Origin of the sequence: Rhizobium sp. AN68 (genome assembly GCF_030758035.1) — a bacterium.
GTDB classification, from domain to species: domain Bacteria; phylum Pseudomonadota; class Alphaproteobacteria; order Rhizobiales; family Rhizobiaceae; genus Agrobacterium; species Agrobacterium tumefaciens.
The window spans coordinates 848,443-863,565 of record NZ_JARWMI010000002.1 but is presented as its reverse complement, the minus strand read 5'-3'; the positions used below and the strand labels follow the sequence as shown (position 1 = coordinate 863,565).

At 59.4% G+C, this 15,123-nt stretch carries 18 protein-coding genes; 10 read left to right on the top strand and 8 right to left on the bottom strand.

Features of this window, described 5'->3' with window-relative positions; genetic code table 11:
• Nucleotides 1–7: 7 nt before the first annotated feature.
• The 4 genes from RBH71_RS07405 to RBH71_RS07390 all read left to right on the top strand — a co-directional run bounded on the left by RBH71_RS07405 (nucleotide 8) and on the right by RBH71_RS07390 (nucleotide 4,731).
• A complete protein-coding gene (locus RBH71_RS07405) occupies nucleotides 8–646 on the top strand; it encodes a J domain-containing protein (protein ID WP_013761799.1) in 639 nt (212 codons plus the stop codon).
• A gap of 68 nt (nucleotides 647–714) precedes the next feature.
• The gene (cobS, locus tag RBH71_RS07400; RefSeq protein ID WP_003511352.1) at nucleotides 715–1,704 is read left to right on the top strand and encodes a cobaltochelatase subunit CobS; all 990 of its coding nucleotides are present in this window, start codon (nucleotides 715–717) and stop codon (nucleotides 1,702–1,704) included.
• A 107-nt stretch (nucleotides 1,705–1,811) separates the two neighbouring features.
• Nucleotides 1,812–3,716 carry a cobaltochelatase subunit CobT gene (cobT, locus tag RBH71_RS07395; protein ID WP_111801040.1) on the top strand — a complete coding sequence of 635 codons (1,905 nt, stop codon included), beginning with the start codon at nucleotides 1,812–1,814 and terminating at the stop codon, nucleotides 3,714–3,716.
• Nucleotides 3,717–3,753: 37 nt separating this feature from the next.
• Complete coding sequence (locus tag RBH71_RS07390; protein WP_323687233.1) at nucleotides 3,754–4,731, top strand: esterase-like activity of phytase family protein; 978 nt, start codon at nucleotides 3,754–3,756, stop codon at nucleotides 4,729–4,731.
• 4 nt (nucleotides 4,732–4,735) lie between these two features.
• Here RBH71_RS07390 and RBH71_RS07385 read toward each other — a convergent pair whose 3' ends face one another.
• The 3 genes from RBH71_RS07385 to rpmB all read right to left on the bottom strand — a co-directional run bounded on the left by RBH71_RS07385 (nucleotide 4,736) and on the right by rpmB (nucleotide 6,224).
• Nucleotides 4,736–5,068, bottom strand: coding sequence for a pentapeptide repeat-containing protein (locus tag RBH71_RS07385; RefSeq protein ID WP_003511349.1), 333 nt, complete (start codon nucleotides 5,066–5,068; stop codon nucleotides 4,736–4,738).
• A 115-nt stretch (nucleotides 5,069–5,183) separates the two neighbouring features.
• Nucleotides 5,184–5,822: a queuosine precursor transporter gene (locus RBH71_RS07380; RefSeq protein ID WP_003511348.1), complete on the bottom strand. Its 639-nt coding sequence runs from the start codon at nucleotides 5,820–5,822 to the stop codon at nucleotides 5,184–5,186.
• Between the two features lie 111 nt (nucleotides 5,823–5,933).
• Nucleotides 5,934–6,224 carry a 50S ribosomal protein L28 gene (gene rpmB, locus RBH71_RS07375; RefSeq protein ID WP_003509888.1) on the bottom strand — a complete coding sequence of 97 codons (291 nt, stop codon included), beginning with the start codon at nucleotides 6,222–6,224 and terminating at the stop codon, nucleotides 5,934–5,936.
• A gap of 251 nt (nucleotides 6,225–6,475) precedes the next feature.
• Between rpmB and RBH71_RS07370 the strand changes: the two genes are divergently transcribed.
• Complete coding sequence (locus tag RBH71_RS07370; protein WP_323687232.1) at nucleotides 6,476–7,249, top strand: DUF3108 domain-containing protein; 774 nt, start codon at nucleotides 6,476–6,478, stop codon at nucleotides 7,247–7,249.
• A gap of 5 nt (nucleotides 7,250–7,254) precedes the next feature.
• On the opposite strand, the gene RBH71_RS07365 is transcribed toward RBH71_RS07370, so the two are convergent.
• Entirely contained in the window at nucleotides 7,255–7,695 is a 441-nt protein-coding gene (locus tag RBH71_RS07365) for a cupin domain-containing protein (RefSeq protein ID WP_013761794.1), read from the bottom strand.
• On the bottom strand, nucleotides 7,695–8,465 hold the full coding sequence (gene gloB, locus RBH71_RS07360; RefSeq protein ID WP_003511345.1) for a hydroxyacylglutathione hydrolase: 771 nt from the start codon (nucleotides 8,463–8,465) through the stop codon (nucleotides 7,695–7,697). The genes RBH71_RS07365 and gloB overlap by 1 nt, the downstream gene beginning before the upstream one ends.
• A 107-nt stretch (nucleotides 8,466–8,572) precedes the next feature.
• On the opposite strand from gloB, the gene RBH71_RS07355 reads away from it, so the two are divergent.
• From RBH71_RS07355 to RBH71_RS07340, 4 genes are all read left to right on the top strand, one after another.
• Entirely contained in the window at nucleotides 8,573–9,334 is a 762-nt protein-coding gene (locus tag RBH71_RS07355; protein WP_003511344.1) for a class I SAM-dependent methyltransferase, read from the top strand.
• Nucleotides 9,335–9,418: 84 nt separating this feature from the next.
• Entirely contained in the window at nucleotides 9,419–10,525 is a 1,107-nt protein-coding gene (gene hisC, locus RBH71_RS07350) for a histidinol-phosphate transaminase (protein ID WP_003511343.1), read from the top strand.
• Nucleotides 10,525–11,454: a prephenate/arogenate dehydrogenase family protein gene (locus tag RBH71_RS07345; protein ID WP_003511341.1), complete on the top strand. Its 930-nt coding sequence runs from the start codon at nucleotides 10,525–10,527 to the stop codon at nucleotides 11,452–11,454. The genes hisC and RBH71_RS07345 overlap by 1 nt, the downstream gene beginning before the upstream one ends.
• A gap of 9 nt (nucleotides 11,455–11,463) precedes the next feature.
• Nucleotides 11,464–11,883 (top strand): GNAT family N-acetyltransferase, encoded by a 420-nt coding sequence (locus RBH71_RS07340; RefSeq protein WP_013761790.1) that lies wholly within the window; start codon nucleotides 11,464–11,466, stop codon nucleotides 11,881–11,883.
• On the opposite strand, the gene RBH71_RS07335 is transcribed toward RBH71_RS07340, so the two are convergent.
• The gene (locus RBH71_RS07335) at nucleotides 11,880–12,881 is read right to left on the bottom strand and encodes a DUF2125 domain-containing protein (RefSeq protein WP_035199628.1); all 1,002 of its coding nucleotides are present in this window, start codon (nucleotides 12,879–12,881) and stop codon (nucleotides 11,880–11,882) included. The genes RBH71_RS07340 and RBH71_RS07335 overlap by 4 nt on opposite strands.
• 49 nt (nucleotides 12,882–12,930) lie before the next feature.
• Between RBH71_RS07335 and RBH71_RS07330 the strand changes: the two genes are divergently transcribed.
• Entirely contained in the window at nucleotides 12,931–13,458 is a 528-nt protein-coding gene (locus RBH71_RS07330) for a gamma-glutamylcyclotransferase (RefSeq protein ID WP_035251575.1), read from the top strand.
• On the opposite strand, the gene RBH71_RS07325 is transcribed toward RBH71_RS07330, so the two are convergent.
• Both RBH71_RS07325 and RBH71_RS07320 read right to left on the bottom strand, forming a co-directional pair.
• Complete coding sequence (locus RBH71_RS07325) at nucleotides 13,455–14,252, bottom strand: lysophospholipid acyltransferase family protein (RefSeq protein ID WP_003511337.1); 798 nt, start codon at nucleotides 14,250–14,252, stop codon at nucleotides 13,455–13,457. The genes RBH71_RS07330 and RBH71_RS07325 overlap by 4 nt on opposite strands.
• A 123-nt stretch (nucleotides 14,253–14,375) precedes the next feature.
• Nucleotides 14,376–15,113 carry a YdcF family protein gene (locus tag RBH71_RS07320; RefSeq protein ID WP_003511336.1) on the bottom strand — a complete coding sequence of 246 codons (738 nt, stop codon included), beginning with the start codon at nucleotides 15,111–15,113 and terminating at the stop codon, nucleotides 14,376–14,378.
• Nucleotides 15,114–15,123 lie beyond the last annotated feature (10 nt).

Below are 15,123 nucleotides of genomic sequence, written 5' to 3'. Positions count from 1 at the left end.
GGGCATCATGAAACTGGATTCGAAATATTTCGACCGCATCCGTACACGCAGAAAAAGGGACAGGGAACCTGAGGTTCAGGCCCCGACCTGCCAGTGGGACGGATGCGACAAGCCGGGCGCTCACCGTGCACCTGTCGGCCGCAATGCCGAGGGGCAATTCTTCCTGTTCTGTTTCGAGCATGTGAAGGAATACAATAAGGGCTATAATTATTTCTCTGGCCTGTCTGACACCGAGATCGCCCGTTACCAGAAGGAAGCGATCACCGGCCATCGTCCCACCTGGACGGTTGGCGTGAACAAGACTGCGCGCGACAGCCCGCTGCACTCCACGCTGCGTTCCGGCGCGGCGGGCGCGGCCAATGCCCGCATCCGCGATCCTTTTGGCTTCACGAATGGTTTTGCAAACGGGGCAAAGGCCGGCGGCCAGCGCCTGCAGCAGGACCGCAAGTTGAAGACGCTGGAGGCGAAAGCCTTCGATACGCTCGGCCTTTCTGCGGGTGCAAAGCAGGAAGAGATAAAAAGGCGCTATAAGGAGCTTGTCAAAAAGCACCATCCTGATGCTAATGGTGGCGATCGCGGCTCGGAAGAACGTTTTCGGGCTGTTGTTCAAGCATATCAATTGTTAAAGCAGTCAGGTTTCTGCTAAGCCAACGTTCGTGTTTACCGCCTGATTGATGATGTGGCCGGGTGGCCGCCGCCCGCCTTGGAGACGTGATGAGCAAAATCGACCTTGATATTTCCAACCTGCCCGACACGACGGTGTCCGTGCGGGAGGTTTTCGGCATTGATACGGATCTGCGGGTTCCCGCCTATTCGCAGGGCGACGCCTATGTGCCCGACCTTGATCCTGACTATCTTTTCGACCGCGATACGACGCTCGCTATTCTTGCCGGTTTTGCTCACAACCGACGCGTCATGGTTTCCGGCTTTCACGGCACGGGCAAGTCCACCCATATTGAGCAGGTAGCTGCCCGCCTGAACTGGCCCTGCGTGCGCGTCAATCTTGACAGCCACGTCAGCCGTATCGACCTCGTCGGCAAGGACGCCATCGTCCTTAAAGACGGCAAGCAGGTCACCGAATTCAAGGACGGCATTTTGCCCTGGGCTTACCAGCACAATGTCGCGCTGGTCTTCGACGAATACGATGCCGGTCGCCCGGACGTGATGTTCGTCATCCAGCGCGTGCTGGAATCCTCGGGCCGCCTGACGCTGCTCGACCAGAGCCGCGTTATCCGTCCTCACCCCGCCTTCCGCATTTTTGCGACCGCCAACACGGTCGGCCTCGGCGACACGACGGGACTTTACCACGGCACGCAGCAGATCAACCAGGCGCAGATGGACCGCTGGTCCATCGTCACCACGCTGAACTACCTGCCGCATGAGCAGGAAGTGAACATCATTGCCGCAAAGGTAAAGAGCCTCAACAATCCGAAGGGTCGCGAAACCGTCTCCAAGATGGTGCGTGTGGCCGATCTTACCCGTTCGGCCTTCGTCAACGGCGACCTTTCCACGGTCATGAGCCCGCGTACCGTCATTACCTGGGCGGAAAATGCGGAAATCTTTGGCGATCTCGCCTTTGCGTTCCGCGTGACCTTCCTCAACAAGTGCGACGAACTGGAGCGCACGCTGGTTGCCGAACAATATCAGCGGGCTTTCGGCGTCGAGCTGAAGGAAAGTGCTGCGAACATCGTTCTCAGCGCCTGATCTTCCCCGGCTTGTCCGGAGAACATCACCGATGACTTGAAGACGCCGGCGGGCCGCGCATCCTTGGATGGGCGGCTCCGAAGCGTCGACAACTGACAGGAAAGACAATGGCAGCGCGCGGCGACAATTCCAGAGCAAAACCGGGTACGGCGGTCGATACCGAACCGTTGCGTCAGGCGATTGCCGGATGTGTGCGATCGGTTGCCGGCGATGCAGAGGTTGAGGTCGTTTTCGCCAATGAGCGGCCTGGCCTTGCCGGAGAGCGCATGCGCCTGCCGGAAATTTCCAAGAAACCCACCGCGCAGGAAATCGCCGTCACCCGTGGCCTTGGCGATTCCATGGCGCTTCGCCTTGCCTGCCATGACGCTGACACCCATGCGGTGATGTCGCCGCAGGGTGCCGAGGCGCGGTTGATCTTTGACGCTGTTGAGCAGGCGCGGGTGGAATCCATCGGTGCACTGCGCATGCCGGGCATGGCCTCCAACATTCAGGCCATGAACACGGAAAAATATGCCAAGGCGAATTTTTCGGGCATCAACACCAAGGACGATGCACCGCTTGCCGAAGCCGTCGCCCTTTTGGTGCGCGAGAAGCTTACCGGTGAAAAGCCACCGGCCAGTGCCGGCAAGGTTCTCGACCTGTGGCGCGACTTCATCGAGGACAAGGCCGCCGGCGACCTGAGCGACCTTTCCAAGGTGATTGGCGACCAGAAGGCTTTTTCGCGGCTGGTGCGCAAGATGCTGACCTCCATGCAGATGGCGGAGGAATTCGGCGACGACGATAACGAGCCGGAAAGCCAGGAGGCAGAATCCGACGAGGAGCAGCCGCGCACTAACGAGACCGAAGAAGAACAGGTCGAGGAAGAAGCCGGTTCCGATGCGACGCCCGCTGATGAAAGCGAGGCCTCGCAGGAGGAGATGGAAGAAGGCGAGATGGACGGCGCCGAGATGTCGGACGAGGAAATGTCCGACGATCTCGATGAGGATTCCGAGACGCCTGGCGAGACCCGCCGCCCCAACAGCCCCTTCGACGATTTCAACGAGAAGGTCGACTACCGCATATTCACCCAGGAATTCGACGAGGAAATCCACGCCGAGGAACTGTGCGACGAGGCGGAGCTTGACCGCCTGCGCGCGTTTCTCGACAAACAGCTCGCCCATCTTCAGGGCGCCGTCGGACGTCTGGCGAACCGGCTGCAACGCCGCCTGATGGCGCAGCAGAACCGTTCGTGGGATTTCGATCTGGAAGAGGGCTATCTCGATCCGGCTCGCCTCGTGCGGCTTATCATCGATCCCATGCAGCCGCTCTCCTTCAAGAAGGAGCGCGACACCAAGTTCCGCGACACGGTGGTTTCGCTCGTCATCGACAATTCGGGTTCGATGCGTGGCCGCCCGATCACGGTTGCGGCCACCTGCGCCGATATTCTTGCGCGTACGCTGGAACGGTCGGGTGTGAAGGTGGAGATTCTCGGCTTCACCACCAAGGCGTGGAAGGGCGGTCAGTCGCGCGAGCAATGGCTGGCCAGCGGCAAACCCGGCTCGCCGGGTCGGCTTAATGATTTGCGCCATATCATCTACAAGTCGGCGGATGCACCCTGGCGGCGTGCACGGCGCAATCTTGGCCTGATGATGCGTGAAGGCCTGCTGAAGGAAAACATTGACGGCGAAGCGCTGATGTGGGCGCATAACCGCCTCATCGGTCGCCCCGAGCAGCGCAAGATCATGATGATGATTTCGGACGGTGCGCCGGTGGACGATTCGACGCTGTCGGTCAATGCGGGCAATTATCTGGAGCGGCACCTGCGCGCCGTTATCGAACAGATCGAGACACGTTCGCCGGTGGAGCTTCTGGCGATCGGTATCGGCCATGATGTGACGCGTTATTACCGTCGCGCCGTGACGATCGTGGATGCGGACGAACTGGCTGGCGCGATGACCGAACAGCTTGCTGCTCTCTTCGAGGATACCAATACCACCGCCAGCTCGTCCCGCAAGGTTCGCCGTGCGGGATAAGCGGGGCCGGGCTTTTCTTTCCTGTAAATCGCTGGCGATGGCTGCAGTTCTTGCGGTCGCAGCGCTTGTTCCGGTTCCGATCGGCGCGTCGACCATCGATGTTCCGGTCAGCGTTCGTCTGTTGTCAGGCTTCGAGGTCGGCACCAGCGCCAGGCGTTTCGGCAAGCTGGAATTTATCGGCGGCATGGTGATGAGCACGCCGGAAAAACTGTTCGGTGCCATATCCTCCATCCGCTTTCGCCCAAACGGGCAGGAATTCGTTGCTGTGCTGGATACCGGCCACTGGCTCACGGGCAAGATCGCACGCGGCCCGTCGGGCGCGCTGTCCGGGTTGGCTGACGTGCGTATCACTGCCATGCTGGATGCCAGCGGCCGTGAACCTTCCCGCAAGATGGAAATGGATGCGGAAGGTCTGGCGCTGCGGGATGGCAAGGTATTCGTCAGCTACGAGCAGCGGCACAGGATCGATGCCTATCCCGATCCGGGGTTCGAGACCTCAAAGCCGCTCAGCCGCCTGCCTCATCTCATTCCCAACAGCGAACTGCGCCACAATGGCGGCATGGAGGCCCTTGCGGTCTCGCCGGCCGATCCGCCGCTTGGCGGTGCCCTTGTCGTGGTGGCTGAGAAAAGCATCGATGCCGACGGCAATCTTCTTGCCGCCATACTGGAAGGCCCGTTGAAGGGCACATTCGCGGTCACCCATCACCCCTCATTCGACGTGACGGACGGCGCTTTCCTGCCCAATGGCGACCTGCTGCTTCTGGAGCGGCGCTTCAATTTCGCTGAAGGGGTGGGGATGCGCATCCGCCGCATCAAGGCTGCCGATATCAGGCCAGGCGCGGTGGTTGATGGCGAAATCCTGCTGGAAGCGGGCATGGTCTACCAGATCGATAATATGGAAGGCATGGATGTGGTGAAGGGGCCTGATGGTTCCACGCGCCTCATCATCGTTTCCGATGACAATCACTCATTTCTCCAGCGCAATCTGATGCTGGAGTTCAAGTTGGTGGAGTGAAGGTTCACACCTGCTGCGCCGCCTTGTAGGCAGCCATCAGATCCTCGACGGGAATGCCGTCGATCTTCATCCCGGTCATTCGGCATCCTGTTATCTGCGCGCCGGACAGGTTGGCGTTGCTCAGTTTCAGACCGGAAAGATTAACATCGTCGATCGACCAGCCGGACATGTTGCTGTCGGTAAATGACGCGCCGGAAAAGTTGATCTGGTTGAAGCTGGTTCCGGCGAGATTGACGTCGTTGAACATCGTACCCGACAGATTGACGTCGTTGAAGGTGGAGCCTGAAAGCGTGGCGCTGGCGGCCTCCACAATATCGATAACGTCATTGATCTGCATATCTGCCTGCCTCTGAGCTGTGCCACGGACCGCAGACTGCAACGCAGTCGGCTGGTTTGCAAGCGCGATTCGATCCACGCTCCCACCCCAGCCTTAAACCTGGATGACAATGGTGTCAGCCCGATTTGGCGACCTTTGGCATCGGCTTCAGCGTGTTCATTAGTGCGCCGTAGGGCAGGAGCATCACGAGGCCGACGAGGATCTTCACCGAGAGGTCGCCGAGCGCCCAGGAAATCCAGCGCGGTGCCTCCAGAGCGAAGATGCCGAGCACGGGGGCATTTTCAATGGCGAAGGCATCGTTGGGACCGACGAAGGAGAAACTCGCAGCAAAGGCGATGGAGAAGAACAGCGCGGTATCCAGCACCGAACCCAGCATGGAGCCGGCAAGAGGTGCGTGCCACCAGCGCTGGCGGCGCAGGCGGTTGAATACGGAAATATCGAGCAGCTGGCCAATCAGATAGGCGGTGCCGGAGGCAACGGCGATACGCGGGATCGAGGTCCAGAAGGACAGTGTGACACCAACAATAAAACCGGCAAGTACGACGCGGCGCGCGACTGACGGGCCGAACTGGCGGTTTGTAAGGTCTGTGACGAGGAAGGCGACCGGATAGGTAAAGGCACCCCAGGTCAAAAGATCGCCGAGATTGACGCCGAACAGCGATCCGGAAAGCGGGTATTGCACCAGAATATTGGACGCGACGACCACCAGTGTCATCAGCAGAACGTAAATGAGCGTGTAGCGCAGGTAGGGCATTTTTTTATCCTGGGTGATGCCACCAGTTGGAGCCGAATTAGAACAAGCAAAAGGCTTGAGCGGCAAAAGCCATTCAAGCCTTCTGAATATCAGTGATGTCGAAACCGCTAATTAAGCAGCTTCGGCCGTCTTCTTGGCGATCTGGCGGCGCAGGAGACGAGCGCGCATGCTCAGTTCGTTTTCGCCGGACTTCAGAAGGAAGGCATCGAGGCCGCCACGATGTTCAACGGAGCGCAGAGCTGCTGCGGAAACACGCAGGCGGAAACGCTGGCCGAGAGCATCGGAGATCAACGTAACCTGGCAGAGGTTCGGAAGGAACCGGCGCTTGGTCTTGTTGTTGGCGTGGCTGACGTTGTTGCCCGTCTGGACGCCCTTGCCGGTCAATTCGCATACACGGGACATGGGTACACCTATTTCGTTTGTCTGTTTCACCACTGGCTCGCCACCGGCAAAACCGTGGTGGCAATCCAACTGGCCATGATTGGAAAGTTGCGGTTCTATAGTCAGACGGGACTTAACAGTCAAGCCGCTCGCGAGCAAATGAAAGGAAATTCCGGCGTTTTCAACCGGCATCCGCTTTTTTATTGCCACAAGTCGGCGTATATGATCGCCCCATAAGGCCGCTTCCGCGCCTCTTTTAAGGTGATATCCAAATGATTGCCAGAGGAAAAAGCATTTTCATGGCTGTGACAATGGCGTTTGCAGGCGTATCTCCCTCGCTCGCCGCCGAAGCCCGCCATACAAGCGAATACAGCATCAATCTCGGTATTCTACCAATTGCCAAGGCGAGTTTTTCGACTCGCATGAACGGCCCGAACTATTCGATTTCCGGTTCCTTCAGCTCAGCAGGGCTTGCAAGCGTTCTGGCGGATATTTCCGGCAAGACGACGATTTCGGGTGCCAAACGTGGCCATCGGCTGCAGGCGAACACATATTCGCTTGTTTACAAGGACGGCAAGCGGGTGCGGACCTATGATGTGGTCTATCGCAACGGCAACGTCACATCGACGACGGTGAAACCGGAGCCGAAGGCGCGGCCGGACAATTGGGTGAATGTGAAGGACGGCGACCTGCGCTCCGTCCTCGATCCAATCTCTGGCCTCATCATTCCCGCCGGCGGCCGCATCTGCCCGTCGCGCCTGCCGATCTATGACGGCGAATCGCGGCTGGATCTGGTGTTGAGCCCCAGCGGCACCAAGCCCTTCAAGACGAATGGCTTCAGCGGCGATGCCATGGTCTGCAAGGCGCGTTACGTGCCGAAGTCGGGTTATCGCCAGGGGCGTAAGGATATCGAATACCTGAAATCCATTTCCATGGAGATCTGGTTTGCCAAATCGGACAATATGGATGTCTATGCCCCGGTCTACGCCGTCATTCCGACGCGGGTAGGCCAAGTCTACATCACCGCCACCAAATATGGCGGCTGATGCAGTTACGGCGTATCGCCCGGCGACCATCCGGGTTCGGCCATCACGAAGCTTGAAAAGGCGAAACCCGGCGAGACGGTGCAGCCGACGAGGGTGAAGTCGCCGAGGCTTTCTGCCGATTGCCAGCAATTGGCAGGCACGATCACCTGCGGGCGCTCGCCTTCCAGAATGTCGGGGCCGAGGGTAAAGGTCTGTACCTCCCTGCCATCTTCGGAAAGATGCAGGGTGATCGGAGCGCCGGCATAATAGTGCCAGACCTCCACCGCATCGGTGACGCGATGCCAGTGCGAGCGCGTCCCCTTTTCCAGAAGATAATAGATCGCCGTCGAATGGCCGCGCTCACCACCTGCCTTGTCGCGAAATGTCTGGTGGTAAAAGCCGCCCTCGGGGTGCGGCTCCAGTTCCAGTTCGCGAATGATCGCTGCCGAAGACAGATCGGCGCCCATCAGAAATTGTCCTTGCGTGTGCGGATTTCGGCAAAGACTTCGGCATCGGTTGCGCCTTCAAGGCCAAGATGACTGCGGATGCCGGCATCGGCCACCCGCATATAAGGGTTGGTCTGTTTTTCCAGCCCGATGGTGGTGGGAATGGTGAATTCATTCGCCTGCCGCGCCTTTTCGACGCTTTCGGCGCGCTCGATTAGAGCCGCGTTATCAGGATCGACGGTGAGCGCGAAACGGGCATTCGAAAGTGTATATTCGTGGCCGAAATAGACTTTCGTGTCATCCGGCAGCGCCATTAACTTCTGGAAAGAGTGCCACATATCTGTTGCCGTACGTTCGAACAGGCGACCGCAACCCATGGCGAACAGCGTATCGGCTGCAAACAGCAGGCCGTCATCGGGAAGGTAGTAGCAGATATGCCCCGCCGTATGACCGGGTGTGGCAATGACCTGAACGCGCCGTCCGGCAAATTCGAACTCGTCGCCATCGGCCTGGGACCGGTCGAGACCGGGGATCGCAATCGCCTCATCATGTGGGCCATGTATTTCGCACTGGAATTTGTCCTTCAGCGCCAGATTGGCTTCCACATGGTCCTGATGGTGATGGGTGGTGAAGATATGCGTGAGCTTCCAGCCATGCCCATGAAGAGCCTGCAGGATGGGGCCTTCCTCCGGCGCATCGATCGCGGCGGTCGCCCCGCTTTCTGGATCGTGCAGCAGAACGCCAAAATTATCACTGCGGCAAAGAAAGACGTCTATTTCCAAAGGTTTCATCGTGGTCCTCTCCATTTGCCGGCCTTGGCCGGCGCATTTGTCCGCCTGAATTTCAATGTAGGCGCAGACGCCTTGAAGTCCAACCGCCTGATGCTACATTCTCGCCCATGAACACCGATATCGTCGATCTGCGCGAATTCTATCATTCCCCGCTTGGCCGCTCGGCCGAGCAGGCGATCACCATGGCGCTTTCATCGCTCTGGCCGCCTTTGCCGGAGGAAAGGCTGGTCGGCCTCGGTTACGCCGTGCCGTTTCTGGAGCGGTTCCGTCATGACACGGAGCGCACCTTTGCCTTCATGCCGGCGGGGCAGGGAGCGGTGAACTGGCCGGCAGGCGAGCTTTCCTCCACGGCGCTGGTGTTTGACGAGGAGCTGCCGCTACCCGATTCGTCGATAGACCGGGTGTTGATGGTGCATGCTCTGGAATTTGCCGAAAATCCGCGCGAAACCCTGAAAGAACTCTGGCGGGTGCTGGCGCCCGGCGGGCGTCTGGTGATCGTGGTGCCGAACAGGCGTGGGGTCTGGGCACGCATGGAACACACACCTTTCGGCTCGGGCCGGCCCTATTCGCGCGGGCAGTTGACGGCGCTTCTGCGCGAGACCAATTTTACGCCGGGGGCAAGCGCCGAAGCGCTATTCTTTCCGCCCACCACCAGCCGCCCGGTACTGAAATTCCGCCGATACCTTGAGCTTACCGGCCGCAGGCTCTGGCCGCTGTTTTCCGGCGTTATCGTGGTTGAGGCACAGAAACGTCTCTATCAGGGATTGCCCGTTACCCAGCGCGCCTCACGCCGGGTTTTCGTGCCGGTCCTGGCGCCTCAGGGTGTGCCCACCACCCGCACCGCCGCAAAGCACGGAAAGCCGCGCTGACCCTCGACAAAGGGGCCATTCCGGTCTAATGCCTCCGGCATTGCTTTTGCCGGGCTCCCCGGCGCATTTCCGAAGGTCGATCAAATGAGTGCAGAGCTTAGCCAACCTCTTCCGCGTCCGGGTATTCTGGATATCGCCGCTTATGTTCCCGGCAAGGAACACGTGGATGGCGTCGCGAAGGTTTATAAGCTCTCCTCCAACGAAACGCCGCTCGGGCCAAGCCCGAAGGCGATCGAGGCATTCGCCGCCACCGCCAGCCATCTGGAAATCTATCCCGACGGACAGGCGATTGCGCTGCGTCAGGCGATTGCAGACGTGCATGGCCTCAACATAGCGAATATCATGTGCGGTAACGGCTCGGATGAGCTTCTTGGCCTGCTCTGCCACGTCTATCTGGGTACGGGCGATGAGGCGATCATCACCGAACACGGTTTCCTCGTCTACAAGATCCAGATCATGGGTGCGGGCGCAACGCCGGTGACGGTGAAGGAAAAGGATTGCGCCGTCGATGTGGACGCCATTCTTGCCGCCGTCACGCCAAGGACGAAGATGGTTTTCATCGCCAATCCCGGCAATCCCACCGGCACCTATGTTCCGGTCGCGGAAATCCGCCGCCTTCAGGCTGGTCTGCCGAAACATGTCGTGCTCGTGCTTGATGCGGCTTATGCCGAATATGTACGCAAGAACGACTACGAGGCCGGTCTCGAGCTGGTGTCTGGGAACCGCAACGTGGTCATGACGCGCACCTTCTCCAAGGTTTACGGTCTGGCCGCACTGCGCGTCGGCTGGATGTATGGTCCGGCCGCCATCATCGATGCGCTGAACCGGGTGCGTGGTCCGTTCAACATGAGCGCGCCGGCGATCGCAGCGGGTGCCGCGGCCATCCGCGATCAGGCATTCCTGGAAAAGGCGATCTCTCACAACACGCTCTGGCTGGAGAAACTCACGACGGTCTTCACCGGTCTCGGCCTCAAGGTCACGCCATCAGTCACCAACTTTGTCCTCATCCATTTCCCGGACCAGGATGGCAAGCGTGCACCAGATGCGGACGAGTTCCTGAGCCGCCGCGGTTATATCCTGCGTGCCGTGCGCGGTTACGGTTTCCCCAATGCCTTGCGTATGACGGTTGGTTCGGAAGAAGCCAATCTTGGCGTCATCGCCGCGCTCACCGAGTTCATGGGGCAGGCGTAATGGGCGAGATCATGTTTGAGCGCATCGCGCTTGTTGGCATCGGCCTGATCGGCTCGTCTATTGCGCGCGACATCAAGGAACTGGGTCTTGCCCGGCATGTCACGATTTCCACCCGCAGCGCGGAAACGCTGAAGCGGGCAGAGGAACTGGCGCTTGGAAGCGAGTATACGACATCCGCCGCGCAGGCCGTCAGGGATGCTGATCTTGTCATCGTTTCAGTGCCGGTCGGTTCATCCGGGGCGGTTGCCGAGCAGATCGCGCCGCATCTGAAGCCCGGGGCCATCGTCACCGATGTCGGCTCTACCAAGGCCTCTGTCATCGCGCAGATGGCGCCGCATATGCCTGACAATGTGCATTTCATTCCCGGCCATCCGCTGGCGGGTACGGAAAAATCCGGCCCAGATGCCGGTTTTTCCGGTCTTTTCCGCGAGCGCTGGTGCATCTTCACGCCGCTGCCGGGCACGGATGCGGAGGCGCTGGAAAGGCTCAAGGATTTCTGGCGGGCGCTCGGCTCGCGTGTGGATGAAATGGATGCCGAACACCACGACAAGGTTCTGGCGATCGTCTCGCATCTGCCGCACATCATCGCCTACAACATCGTCGGCACGGCGGACGATCTGGAGACGGTAACCGAGTCGGAAGTCATCAAATATTCCGCTTCCGGCTTCCGAGATTTCACGCGTCTCGCCGCCTCGGACCCCACCATGTGGCGCGATGTCTGCTTGCACAACAAGGATGCCATCCTCGAAATGCTGGCACGGTTCTCGGAAGACCTTGCTTCGCTGCAAAGGGCGATCCGCTGGGGGGAGGGCGACAAGTTGTTCGAACTGTTTTCCCGCACACGCTCCATCCGCCGCTCCATCATCGAGGCCGGTCAGGACGTCGATACGCCTGACTTTGGGCGTCACGCGCTGGATCAGAAGAAGTAGGGCGCTGAAGTGATATTGATATCGGCGGCGACGGATGACGATATCGAATGGCTGCTGCGGGAAGACAAATGGATCGATGAGGATTGGTTGCGGCGTTGCGTCGGACGCCGCGAATATCTCGTCGCGAAAGAAGATACGATTCTAGTCGGTTTTCTGCGGTTCTCGATGTTCTGGGGTAAGATTCCCTACATGGATATGATCCGCGTCGTTCCTGAGTTTCGGGGACATGGCGTCGGCGCAACGCTTACAGTTTTTTGGGAAACTCTGATGCGTGAGCAGGGTGCCTCACTGGTGATGACGTCCAGCCAGCAGGACGAGCGGGAACCGCAGATGTGGCATCGTCGCAATGGATACAAAGAAGCCGGCATCCTGCATCTTTCAAAAATTCAGGATGCCGCTGAGGTGTTTTTTACAAAAGCTCTCTGTTAAATCGGCGGGATCTTCCCCAACGGAATGAAACCGCTGACGGTGGCGCGGCCGCGATCCACCACGAGGTCGACGGACGCCCTGTCGCCGCCGCCGGCGAGTGCGCGGAGCATTTTGCGGGCGGTATCGATGGTGGATTGCAGCTGCGGAAACGCCTGCTTGGCATTGTCCGACCAGGCGTCGAGCTTTTCGATCTCCAGCTTGAACTGGCCGGAGAGATAGCCCTCATTATCGAAGGAGAAAGGGCCGCTGATACGCATGGTGCGGCCTTCGCCGATATCAGCGACCAGCCGGCGAAGCTCGCCGCTCGCACCGTAAAGCCCGGCCGTATCGCTGCCGTCTACCATACCCGCCTTGCCGGCCAGGGTGACATCGGCGATGGCGTTGAGGCGCGGCAGAAGTTGCGGCCAATCCTTGATGACGGTTGACGAGTCGGTCAACGTTATCGCGCCGTCTAGATCGGCGCCGTTCTGGCGCAGATGCATTTCCGTCTTGGCGGCATCGAAATCGATCGTCTGGCCGGTAACGGTGGAAACCGCCTGAGCCTTCAGGCCGTCGATGACAAGCGAGGTACGGTCGATACCCCTAAGCTTGGTGACGATGCTCGACTGCATGTTCTGCCAGACGGCCGAAACCGTGAGGCCATGCGCGGTGCGGATTTCAGCCGGTGCATCCAGTTCCCAGACAATGTGGCCGGGATTGTAGACCTGCGCTGCGGAACGCAATTCTCCGAACGAGGCTGAAACGCCATTCTGCTTGTCGTCCACCGTTACCTTGGAGCAGAAAAGGCCGATGCGGAACGGATAACCCTTGAAGGCAATGTCGCCGCATTCGCCGCTGACGTTTCTGGCCTGCGAAGGCGAGATGACGTTCAGAACCGTCTGCTTCAGCTTGTCGGCGGCATAAAACCACCCGGCCGTGTAAAGTCCGATAACCAGCACGACGGCGATACCAAGCCAGAGGAATTTTTTGACCGTGCCGGATTGGCTTGACGATGCCATATTGATCTCCGATGAACAGACTTCAGATAAATTCGATTTGGCTTGGGATATGGACGATTTTTGGGTCTTTGGCTACGGTTCGTTGATGTGGAACCCGGGCTTTGCCTTTGAGGAAAGGCAGCAGGCGCGGCTGCACGGTTATCGACGCTCCCTCTGCATCAGTTCAAATGTGTACCGCGGCACTGAGGAGAAGCCCGGCCTTGTTCTCGGTCTGGAGCGCGGCGGCTCCTGCCTCGGCGTTGCCTTTCGCGTGCGCGGAGCGGACCATGGTCCGGTCATGGCCTATCTGCGCGAGCGCGAGCTGGTAACGAATGTCTACAAGGAACGCGTCGTTGCCATTGCGCTCGCCGATGGCACGCGCGGCAGTGCCGTGACCTATGTGGCCGATCCCGCCCACGAGCAGTTTATTGGTGGTCTGGGTGTCGCGGAAGCGGCTACGATCGTGGCTGCCGCATCGGGCCGGTCCGGCCCGAATACCGATTACGTCTTCAATACCGTGCAGCATCTGCAGGATATGGGTATTCGCGACACGCTGCTAGAAAGCATTGCCGCCAGTGTCGGCACGATCGCGGTTTAGCCGGTGGGAGTGTCTTGCCCCTGAAGTTCTGCGATACGCTTCACGGCGGTCGGTGGCAGCGGCAGGTGCGGATTGTTGCGCGCGGTCTCCAGCAGCAACTCGTCGCTCGCCTTTTCCGTCACCTCGATCAATGTCTTGAAAAACACGTCCGGGTCCAGTCCCGGCTCGATGGCCGGCAAGATCCGCACCTTGAAATGGCCGGGATAACGCATTGTCGAGCGGCGTGGCCAGAAGAGGCCGGGATGCATGGCGACCGGAATGACGGGGACTTTGAGGTCGCGGTAAAGACGTGCGATGCCATAACGATATTCGGGCTCAGCGCCCGGTGGCCGGCGCGTGCCTTCGGGATAGATTATGAGTTCGCGGCCAGCCGCCATCTCCTCTCTCGCCCGCTCCATGACCTTCAGCATCACCTTGCCGCGCGCGGCGCGGTTGACCGGGATCATGCGCTGCTTCATCGCATACCAGCCGAACAGCGGGATCCACAAAAGCTCGCGCTTCAGAATATAGACCGGATCGGGAAGGTTGGGCAGCAGCGCATAGGTGTCCCAGAAGGACTGGTGTTTGGGGGCGAAGATACAGCCGGTTTCGGGAATGTTTTCCAGCCCCTCGATCTCGAAGGTGGTGCCGACAATGGTCTTCATCAGCCAATGGTTGGATCGCGCCCAGTTCTTGGGGATTTCATAGGCTATTCTGCGCGGCAGGATGAAATAGATCGGCGTGAGCACGATCATGCGGACAATCAGATTGAGATAAAACAGCGTATTGAAAAGAAAAGAGCGCAGCTTGAGCATCGACAGACTTCCCGGGTTGCAGCCGTTCCGAAGCTCAGGCGCGCCTCGATGCCGGATGCCGATGCCAGACGCCTACACGAAAACAAGGCTCCGCAGCAAGCGTGTTCTCTCCGTTCTTTCCATTCACGGGGAAGAGGTTGCCGCCTTGATCGTGGGGTGATCGGCGCCCGCCTTGCGCAACCCGTCGCCCTTGCCGAGCCCGGTCAGGTCGCGTCCTGCTGCAATCACGAATTTCATGTATTCGTAGAGCATTGTTCGGACCACATCTGGCTCCGCGAACCAGTTGGTGCGGGCAAGGTCGGCGCTGATAACGGGATAGGCGATGAATTGGGTCTGCGGGCTGGCATTGTGCAATTCATGCAGGCTGCGATGCATATGGTAATTGTTGGTGACGACGACGATGGAGGAATAACCGTGGTCGCGTATCCAGCTCGCCGCCTCATTGGCGTTGCCGATAGTGTCTATGGCCTTGTAGCCCATGTCCACGCAGCAGGAAAACATGTCCGAAGAGCCTTGCGTCATCTTGCGGATTTGCGTGCGGGTGGTGGCCGGATTGACGCCGGAAATCAGAAGGCGCTTGCCAACGCCGTCCCGCAGCAGGCCGACCGCCTGTTCGATGCGCTGATAACCGCCGGTCAGAACGATGATCGCGTCGCCCTTGGCGCCTTCGGGCGGGCGCATGGAGGCGACCGAATCTGCGAACCACAAAAAACCGCCGGAAAAAGCCCCGAGAGTAATGACGCAAAGAAGGATGAGACCGCGAATAAAACGGCGCAGGCGACTTCGCCGCGACAACAGGCCCTTTTTTGCCTGTCGCGTGGTCGTCTGCTCCTGATCATGGTCCGTCCGACTCACAAACATTCCTCCTGAA

Excerpts from the sequence above, each read along its gene's own strand:
- RBH71_RS07320 (WP_003511336.1), bottom strand. The coding sequence starts at position 15,113 with ATGTTTGTGAGTCGGACGGACCATGATCAGGAGCAGACGACCACGCGA.
- RBH71_RS07345 (WP_003511341.1), top strand. The coding sequence starts at position 10,525 with ATGGGCGAGATCATGTTTGAGCGCATCGCGCTTGTTGGCATCGGCCTG.
- RBH71_RS07365 (WP_013761794.1), bottom strand. The coding sequence starts at position 7,695 with ATGGGCGCCGATCTGTCTTCGGCAGCGATCATTCGCGAACTGGAACTG.
- gloB (WP_003511345.1), bottom strand. The coding sequence starts at position 8,465 with ATGAAACCTTTGGAAATAGACGTCTTTCTTTGCCGCAGTGATAATTTT.
- RBH71_RS07330 (WP_035251575.1), top strand. The coding sequence starts at position 12,931 with ATGGACGATTTTTGGGTCTTTGGCTACGGTTCGTTGATGTGGAACCCG.
- RBH71_RS07325 (WP_003511337.1), bottom strand. The coding sequence starts at position 14,252 with ATGCTCAAGCTGCGCTCTTTTCTTTTCAATACGCTGTTTTATCTCAAT.
- cobT (WP_111801040.1), top strand. The coding sequence starts at position 1,812 with ATGGCAGCGCGCGGCGACAATTCCAGAGCAAAACCGGGTACGGCGGTC.
- RBH71_RS07405 (WP_013761799.1), top strand. The coding sequence starts at position 8 with ATGAAACTGGATTCGAAATATTTCGACCGCATCCGTACACGCAGAAAA.
- hisC (WP_003511343.1), top strand. The coding sequence starts at position 9,419 with ATGAGTGCAGAGCTTAGCCAACCTCTTCCGCGTCCGGGTATTCTGGAT.
- RBH71_RS07390 (WP_323687233.1), top strand. The coding sequence starts at position 3,754 with ATGGCTGCAGTTCTTGCGGTCGCAGCGCTTGTTCCGGTTCCGATCGGC.
- cobS (WP_003511352.1), top strand. The coding sequence starts at position 715 with ATGAGCAAAATCGACCTTGATATTTCCAACCTGCCCGACACGACGGTG.
- RBH71_RS07380 (WP_003511348.1), bottom strand. The coding sequence starts at position 5,822 with ATGCCCTACCTGCGCTACACGCTCATTTACGTTCTGCTGATGACACTG.
- rpmB (WP_003509888.1), bottom strand. The coding sequence starts at position 6,224 with ATGTCCCGTGTATGCGAATTGACCGGCAAGGGCGTCCAGACGGGCAAC.
- RBH71_RS07355 (WP_003511344.1), top strand. The coding sequence starts at position 8,573 with ATGAACACCGATATCGTCGATCTGCGCGAATTCTATCATTCCCCGCTT.
- RBH71_RS07385 (WP_003511349.1), bottom strand. The coding sequence starts at position 5,068 with ATGCAGATCAATGACGTTATCGATATTGTGGAGGCCGCCAGCGCCACG.
- RBH71_RS07335 (WP_035199628.1), bottom strand. The coding sequence starts at position 12,881 with ATGGCATCGTCAAGCCAATCCGGCACGGTCAAAAAATTCCTCTGGCTT.
- RBH71_RS07370 (WP_323687232.1), top strand. The coding sequence starts at position 6,476 with ATGATTGCCAGAGGAAAAAGCATTTTCATGGCTGTGACAATGGCGTTT.